5 protein-coding genes are annotated in these 7,982 nt (G+C 68.6%); 2 read left to right on the top strand and 3 right to left on the bottom strand.

Annotated elements, in window-relative coordinates; genetic code table 11:
• Together AC6LJ9_RS03845 and AC6LJ9_RS03840 are read right to left on the bottom strand one after the other, a co-directional pair.
• A partial coding sequence (locus AC6LJ9_RS03845; protein WP_498146486.1) for a filamentous hemagglutinin N-terminal domain-containing protein occupies positions 1-1,872 on the bottom strand: 1,872 nt, incomplete at its 3' end.
• A 212-nt stretch (positions 1,873-2,084) separates the two neighbouring features.
• Positions 2,085-3,758, bottom strand: a complete 1,674-nt coding sequence (locus tag AC6LJ9_RS03840) for a ShlB/FhaC/HecB family hemolysin secretion/activation protein (RefSeq protein WP_498146485.1) — start codon at positions 3,756-3,758, stop codon at positions 2,085-2,087.
• A 382-nt stretch (positions 3,759-4,140) separates the two neighbouring features.
• Between AC6LJ9_RS03840 and AC6LJ9_RS03835 the strand changes: the two genes are divergently transcribed.
• Both AC6LJ9_RS03835 and AC6LJ9_RS03830 read left to right on the top strand, forming a co-directional pair.
• On the top strand, positions 4,141-4,902 hold the full coding sequence (locus tag AC6LJ9_RS03835; protein ID WP_498146484.1) for a uracil-DNA glycosylase: 762 nt from the start codon (positions 4,141-4,143) through the stop codon (positions 4,900-4,902).
• Positions 4,903-5,178: 276 nt separating this feature from the next.
• Positions 5,179-6,987, top strand: a complete 1,809-nt coding sequence (locus tag AC6LJ9_RS03830) for a DEAD/DEAH box helicase (RefSeq protein WP_498141681.1) — start codon at positions 5,179-5,181, stop codon at positions 6,985-6,987.
• A gap of 141 nt (positions 6,988-7,128) precedes the next feature.
• Here the strand turns inward: AC6LJ9_RS03830 and AC6LJ9_RS03825 are convergent, their stop codons facing one another.
• Positions 7,129-7,938 carry an IclR family transcriptional regulator gene (locus tag AC6LJ9_RS03825; RefSeq protein ID WP_498146483.1) on the bottom strand — a complete coding sequence of 270 codons (810 nt, stop codon included), beginning with the start codon at positions 7,936-7,938 and terminating at the stop codon, positions 7,129-7,131.
• Positions 7,939-7,982 lie beyond the last annotated feature (44 nt).

The following is a 7,982-nucleotide window of genomic DNA, read 5'->3' as shown; positions in this document are numbered from 1 at the left end:
GAGGTCGCCATCGGCGGCGAGCGTGCCGGACAGGGCCGCATCGCGGCCGGCCTTCAGTTGCGCCGCGCCCGCCGAAACCGTGGATCCGCTCGCGCGCAGGTCGCGCGTGGCGGTGATGTCGATGCCGCGTCCTTGCGTCTTGCTGGCCGCGCCCAGCAGCACGTCATTGCCCGCCAATCGCAGCGTGCCGCCGTAAGCCAGCGCACTGCCGTCCAGGCGCAGCTCGCGCGCCGCGTCGATGGACAGGCTGGCGTCGCTCAGGGCCGAGCCGGCCAGCGTCACGCCCTCGCCCGCACGTATCCCCATGGCCTGGCCCGATTGCAGGCGCGCGCCGGCAGTCGTGGACAGCTCGCCGCCGGCCTCGGCTTGCAGCGTGCGCGCGGCCGAGATCTGGCCGGGCAGCTGGACGTCGCGGCCGGCTTGCAGCGTCAGCGCGCCCTTGGCGGATACCAGGCCGACCGATTGCGTGCTGGTGGCGGTGTCGGTGCTTGCGCCTGCGCCCGAGCCGTTGCTCGTGCCTGCGCCGTTGCCGGCATTGCCGCCGGTGCTTCCGGTGTTGCCACCGTTATTGCCGCTGCCGTTACTTCCGTTATTGCCACCGGTGCCACCATTGTTGTTGCCGGTGCCGCCCGTATTGCCGTTGTTGTTGCCGCCTGTGCCGTTGTTGCCATTGCCCGAGCCGTTATCTGCCGCAGTACCCGCGCGCAGATTGCGCCCGGCCTGCACGCGCACATCCTGGTCGCCCATCACCAGCGAACCGCCCAGCGCCAGATCCTTGCCCGCCACCACGCGCAGCGCGTCCTGCGTCTGCAGGCTGCCGCGCGCGCTCACCGACACATCGCCGGCCGCATCCACCGTCAGTGCCTGGCCTGCGCTCACCGCGCCCGTGACCGCCGCGTCGCGGCCCGCCGTCAGGGCCACCGCGCCGGCGCCCTGCGCGCGGCCCTCGACCGCCACATCGCGGCCGGCGGCCACGCGCACATCGCGCGCCGCCTGCATCGTGCCGCTGGGCGTGATCTTGACGTCGCCCGCCGCGCTCACTTCCAGGTTGCCCGTCAAGGCGACCAGGTTGCCGCCCACGTTCACGCCCACGCCAGCCTCGGTGCCGACCAGGCGAATGCTATTGGCATACATGCCGCCCAGCGCCGCCGTGTCCAGCGCCACCGTCGGCGCCGGGCCTTCGCCCTGGCCCGCCGATACCGCGCCCGTCGCGTAGTCGACCTTGGCCGCGCCGGCCGTCACGTGCAGCTGGTCGGCCCAGATGCCCGCGTTGATCTCCAGCGTGCGCGCCATCAAATCCACGCGGCTCAGGTTCGCGCCGTTCAGGCCCGCGCCCTCCACGCGCAGCTTGCCGCCCGCCACATCAAAGCCGATGCCGCCGTCCGGCCCCACCATCGGCTTGCCGGTCGTGAGCGTGGCGCGGTCCGCGTTCAAAAAGCCGCAGCCGTTGCAGGTGATGCCCGCCGGGTTGGCGACGATGATGTTGGCGCGGTTGCCGGCCACTTCCATCGTGCCCATCAGCTGCGAGGGGTTGGGCGCGGTGACCTGGTTCAGGATGGTGGTGGCGCGCTGGTTGCCCAGCATCGGGTTGCCCGCGACCTGCCCGGCCAGCTGCGTCTGGCTGGCGCCGCCGCTGTTGTTCAGCACCACGCCGGACGGACCGACGTTGAACTGCGTGAACTTGTTGTTGGAGACTCCGCCGGCTGAGGGCGGCGCGATGTTGACCACCGGCACGCCGTTGCTCGTGCCCACGATCGGCCGCTGACCCGCAACGTTCTTGTCCACGCTGATCGGCAGCGTCTGCGCCAGCACGGGCGTCCAGATCTGGGTGTAGAGCACGAGCCAGACAATGGCGGAACGGAACTTGGACATGAGGCGACTCTCGGTAATCGTTTTGGATGGCTTGCGGCCACCCGCGAGGCATGCGGCCCGCGAGCGACGGCCCCGCCGCGCCAGGCCATCGACGCGGCCGCGGGCAAGCGGTCCGCGCCGGCTTGGCCGGCGGCGAGCAACAACAACGCAACTGATACAGCTGATACCGCTGACACTGAACGCGGCGCGGGCAGGCCCGGCCGCGCTTCACGCTAGAACTCGAACATCAGCGACGCGGCGAACACGGTGTGCTGCGTCTTCAGGCTTTCTGGTTTCTTGAGCGGCCAACCCAGCGACAGGTCGTAGCTGGCATTGACCGCATTGGCAACACCGGGCATGGCCACGCGGCCGCGCAGGCCGGCGACGGAACCGACCAGGGTGCGGCCGGACAGGAACTGGGCGGACTGCCCGCCGACCCGGCCCACGTCCAGTCCGACGTAAAGCTGCTGGCCCAGGTCGCCAAGATTCAGCGACAGGTCGTTGCGCAGGCTCCAGCCGTCCTCCGAAGCCAGCGTCATCTGGCCGTCGAAACCGCGCACCGCGTAGCGGTTGCCGATGGTGAAATAGTCGGACGGCACCACGGCCGTCCTGGCGTGCTGGATCTGCCAGTTGGCCTGATAGGCCAGCTGCTGGCCGGACAGCTTGAACGGCAGGTACAGCCCGGCGTTGGCCGTGAGGATGGTGCTGCGTCCGTTCCAGTCGGGATCGCCGTAGACGTAGCCGGACTGGTTGGACCATTGCGGCAAGGTGCCGCGCACGCCGCCGCCGATGTCCAGCGCGGCCTGGCCCACGTAGTGGCGATGCCCGTAGCTGAACTCGTAGCCGGTGACGTCGCGGCGCTGGACTTCGATGTCGATGTCGTTGATCGTGCTGTTGACCCGCTTGCGCAGCAGCTTGAACATCACGGTGCCCTTGTAGGTGCTGCCGCGATACGGCACCACGGACACGCCGATGTCCACCTGTTTGGTGGTGCCGGCATAGATGATGGGCTCGTCGAAACCCGCCACGGTCTGGCGATAGCGCGAGCGGCTGGCGCCGGCGAACAGCGTCCAGTAGCCGAAGGGAATGCTGTAGTTGACGGACCCGGCGCGCGTGGCGGCGTCGTCGCGCCCGAAGGCGGCGTTGCTGTTCCAAGAGACCGAGAACTGGTCGTACAGGAACAGCGGCGAATCCAGCGTCAGGCCGGCGTTGATCTGCTCCTTGCCGGTGGATTCCATGCCGGCGTTGTCGCCGCCGAGGTACGCGTGCCAGCGCTTGCCGGTGCCGGGCTTGATGACGATGTCGGAATCGCCCAGCTCGGGGCCCGGCGCCACGTCGATGGAGGCGTCGGCCTGGCTGCCCAGGCGGCGGATGTTCTCCAGGGCCTGGTCCAGGTCGCGCTGGTTCAGCTCGCCGCCCGGCCAGGTCGGCAAGGCGGTGCGCCACCAGCCGGCCGCGCCTTCGCTCTGCACCGCCGAGATGCGGCCCGGCACGTAGCGCAACGTCAGCGTGCCGGCGGCCAGCGATTGCTCGGGGACCAGCACGCGCGCGGTGACCCGGCCCTGGTCGATGAGCCGGGCGTGCAGGTGCTCTTGCAGGGTTTTGAGGCCCAGCCCGCCCACGCAGGGGCCGACGGCCGTGGCGGCCAGCTTGCGCAGGTCCGCCGGCGGCGCGGCGCCATCCCATGTGACTTCGCGCAGGACGAAGCAGGGGCTTTCCTGGGGAAACACCAGCGGCCCTTCGCCGGCGGCCGGCGCCTCGGGCGCGGACAGGACGTCGGGACGCTGCGCGGCGCGGGCGCGCTGCGCCTCCAATTCCTGTTCCTGGCGGCGCTGGATTTCGCTGGCACGGGCGGCGGCTTCGGCGGGCGTCTGCTGCGCGGCCGAGGGGGAAGCAAGGAACGCCATCAATGCAGCCGACAGCGCCACTCGACGGAAACCCTTATGCCGGAGGGTTTTCCGCCTGATATGACGGGTACGCATTTGTTTCTTATTGAAATAAAAACCGACTACGTTTTATTTGACGGAACTGTATTACTGAAACTTAAGGCCTGAATATGTCGAAAAATAAAAACTTTTGAATTAGTAATTGGCGACAATATCGGAAGTTGTATGTTTTTTTATCATTTCTTGCCAAGTTCGCATCCATTGGGTGGAAATTCGAATTGGTTACAACCTACCGGGAAGCGCGACCGAGTTCCATCGGACTAATCTCAAATTCAGCTAGGGAGAAACCCGAAGCAACGCCACGCTCCGGGACGGTCCATGACCCTGTGCCACAATCGCGCCCATGCCCATGGACAACCGCCTGCTCCCCTCCGCCCTGGCCGCCCAGGCCGCCGAACTTCCCGCCGCGTGGCAAGCCGCTTTCGCGGCGCGCGCCGTGGCTGACGCGCTGGCCGCCGTGACCGCTCATATAGAGCAGCGCCTGACCGCAGGCGCGGTGGTCTATCCGGCCACGCCGTTCCGCGCGCTGCACGGGCTGGCGCCGTCAGACGTGCGGGTGGTGATCCTGGGCCAGGATCCGTACCACGGCCCCGGACAGGCGCAAGGGCTGGCATTCTCGGTGCCGGACGACTGCAAGCGGCCGCCCAGCCTGCGCAACATCTTCAATGAGATCGCCCAGGAATTCCCCGGCGCCCCGGTGCCGGCCGGCAATGACCTGAGCCCCTGGGCCGACCAGGGCGTGCTGCTGCTGAATACGGCGCTGACCGTGGAGGACGGCCAGCCCGCCTCGCACGCCAAGCGCGGCTGGGAAACGGTGACGGACGCGCTGATCACGCTGGTGGCGCGCGACCCCTCGCCCAAGGCTTTCCTGCTGTGGGGCGCGCACGCCCAGGCCAAGCAGGCGTTGCTGCCCGGCAACAGCGGCCACCTGGTGCTGATGTCCAATCACCCCTCGCCGCTGTCGGCCCGCCGCCCGCCCGTGCCCTTCCTGGGCTGCGGCCATTTCGCGGCGACCAATCGCTGGCTGGTTGACCAAGGGAAAAACCCTATTGATTGGGCACTGGACAAAAAAATAATTCCCAGGCAAGGCGAATTCGGGTTATGATCGCCGCACTGCACAAAACGAGTTCGGCATCTACCGCGTTGATTTAGCGGATTTTTTTGCAGTCTGCCGGGCAGCCTCTCGCCCTGGCCCATGCCGAACATCATCGATTCCTGACCTCCTTTCCTTTCGCCCTGCGTTCCCGGCAGTTACATGGAACGCGTCACGCGCACGGTTGATTCGGTCGGCACGATGCTCCATCAACCGTCGCCCGGATCGCCGCCCCTACCTTCGGCCCGACCTGGCAATGCGCCGCTTTGACCGCGGCAAGGGAAAGTTATGTCTTTCGAAAACCTCGGCCTCGCGCCTGCCCTGTTGTCCGCCGTGCAAGACGCCGGCTTCAGCACCCCCACCGCCGTGCAGGCCGCCGCCATTCCCCAGGCCCTGGCCGGCCATGACCTGATGGTGTCCTCGCAGACGGGCAGCGGCAAGACCGCCGCCTTCATGCTGCCGGCGCTGCACCGCATCGCCCAGATGCCCGCCAACAAGGGCGTCGGCGTGCAAGTGCTGGTGCTGACCCCGACCCGCGAGCTGGCCTTGCAGGTCACCGACGCCACCGCCACCTACGGCCGCAAGCTGGCCGACCTGCGCACCGCCACGGTCGTGGGCGGCATGCCTTACGGCGCGCAGCTGAAGGCGCTGTCGCGCCGCGTGGACGTGCTGGTCGCCACCCCCGGCCGCCTGATCGATCACCTGAATGCCGGCCGCGTCAAGCTGAATACCGTGCACACGCTGGTGCTGGACGAAGCCGACCGCATGCTGGACATGGGCTTCATCGAGGACATCGAGACCATCATCGGCCGCCTGCCGGAAAGCCGCCAGACGCTGCTGTTCTCGGCCACGCTGGACGGCACCGTGGCCAAGCTGGCCGCCCGCATGATGCGCGAACCGCAGCGCATCGAGATCGCCGGCGCCAAGGAAAAGCACACCAACATCACGCAAAGCCTGCTGTACGCGGACGACGCCAGCCACAAGATGCAACTGCTGGACCACGTGCTGCGCGACGCCTCGCTGGATCAGGCCATCGTCTTCACGTCGACCAAGCGCGGCGCCGACGATCTGGCCGACCGCCTGGCCGACCAGGGCTTTGCCGCCGCCGCCCTGCACGGCGACATGAACCAGCGCCAGCGCACCCGCACCCTGACGCAACTGCAGCGCGGCCAGCTGCGCATCCTGGTGGCCACCGACGTGGCCGCCCGCGGCATCGACGTGCAAGGCATCAGCCACGCCGTGAACTTCGACCTGCCGATGCAGGCCGAGGACTACGTGCACCGCATCGGCCGCACCGGCCGCGCCGGCCGCAACGGCCTGGCCTACACGCTGGCTACGCACTCCGAGCGCCACAAGGTTCGCCGCATCGAGCACTACATCGGCCAGTCGATCACGCCCGAAGTCATCGCCGGCCTGGAACCCCAGCGCACGCCGCGTCCGTCCACCGGCGGCCCGCGCGGCGGCAAGCCCTTCGGCAAGCGCCCCGGCGGCGGCTACCAGGGCAACCGCGAAGGCGGTTACCGTGGCGACCGCGAAGCGCGTCCGTCGCGCCCGTTCGGCGACCGTCCTGCTTTCGGCGACCGTCCGCAACGTGAAGGCGGCTTCCGCGCCGAGCGTTCGTTCGGCGACCGCCCGCAGCGCGAAGGCGGCTTCCATGGCAAGCCCTCGTTCGGCGACCGTCCGCAACGCGAAGGCGGTTTCCGCGCCGAGCGCTCGTTCGGCGATCGCCCGCAACGCGAAGGCGGCTTCCGTGGCGGCGACCGCCCCTACGGCGACCGTCCGCAGCGCGAAGGCGGTTTCCAGGGCAAGCCCTCGTTCGGCGACCGTCCGCAACGCGAAGGCGGCTTCCGTGGCGGCGAACGCTCCTACGGCGACCGTCCCAGCTTCGGCGACCGCGCCCAGCGCGATCCGCGTCCGTTCAACGAGCGCGGCCCGCGTGAAGGCGGTTTCCGTGGCGGCGACCGCCCCAGCTTCAATGACCGCGCCAGCTTCGGCGACCGTCCGCAGCGCGAAGGCGGTTTCCACGGCAAGCCCTCGTTCGACAAGCGCGACGGCGGCAAGCGTTTCAGCAAGCCGGCAGGCGCGCGCCGCGGCTAAGCCCCGCTCGCGGGCGCGGCGCGAGCCGCGCCTCGCCAGCTGAAAAACACCCCAGGCATCGGATGCTTTCCGACGGCTGGGGTGTTTTGCTTTGGGAGGCTGAATCCGCCGGCGCGCCGGCGACGCATGGCGCGATGCCGGCTATGCGCCGCCCGCGCCCAACAGCATGCTGATCTTGCGGGCCACGCTTTGCACCAGGGGAATGATCTCGTGCATGCGCGCCTCGTCGGTGTAGGCGTCCGTGCTGGTCACGCTGATCGAGGCGACGATGGCGCCGCTGGCATCGCGCACGGGCGTGCCCACGCAGCGGATGCCGTCGACGTTTTCAGCCAGGTCGAAGGTGTAGCCCTTGGCCGCATAGACCGCCATCGCGGCCAGCCATTCATCCAGCGGCAGGCGTCCGCCCATGCCCTTGGCGGCTTCCTGTTCATAACGCTGTTTCCACGCGGCGGGCCCCTGGTCCAGGATCAGCGCCTTGCCCACGCTGGTGCTGCATACGGGCTTGCGGCCGCCAATGCGCGTGTTGACCTCGATGGGCCGCTGGCCGCCGATCTTGTCGAGATAGATGATGCCTTCATCTTCATCCAGCGCGGCCAGGTGCACGGTGTCCTGCGTCTGGGCGGCCAGCTCTTCGAGCAAGGGCCGCGCCGTCGTGGTGATGGCGGAGTCGCGGTAGGCCATGAAACCCAGCTCGACCAGCCGGCTGCCCAGTCGATAGCCCTTGCGCGGCTCGAAGCGCAGATAGCGTATCTGCACCAGCGCCGAGGCCAGCCGGTGGGTGGTGCTGAAGGCGATACCGGTCCGGTCGGAGATGTCCTGCACGCTGCGGCAGCCTTCGGCCACCGCGCTGACCACGTCGAGTCCTCGGAACAGGGTCTGGCTGGCAAGCGGCTTGGCTGTCTTGGCGGCCTTTTCGGCCTTGACGGTCTTGTCGACGGATTCTTCGGTCATGTGCTGAGCAGAGGGTGACGGAACGTGAGGCATCGACGGCCAGC

It is taken from the genome of Achromobacter sp. 1011811831 (genome assembly GCF_059760905.1).
The sequence above is the reverse complement of the archived record's forward strand: the minus strand, read 5'-3'. Positions and strand labels throughout refer to the sequence as shown.

Excerpts from the sequence above, each read along its gene's own strand:
- AC6LJ9_RS03840 (WP_498146485.1), bottom strand. The coding sequence starts at position 3,758 with ATGGCGTTCCTTGCTTCCCCCTCGGCCGCGCAGCAGACGCCCGCCGAA.
- AC6LJ9_RS03835 (WP_498146484.1), top strand. The coding sequence starts at position 4,141 with ATGCCCATGGACAACCGCCTGCTCCCCTCCGCCCTGGCCGCCCAGGCC.
- AC6LJ9_RS03830 (WP_498141681.1), top strand. The coding sequence starts at position 5,179 with ATGTCTTTCGAAAACCTCGGCCTCGCGCCTGCCCTGTTGTCCGCCGTG.
- AC6LJ9_RS03825 (WP_498146483.1), bottom strand. The coding sequence starts at position 7,938 with ATGACCGAAGAATCCGTCGACAAGACCGTCAAGGCCGAAAAGGCCGCC.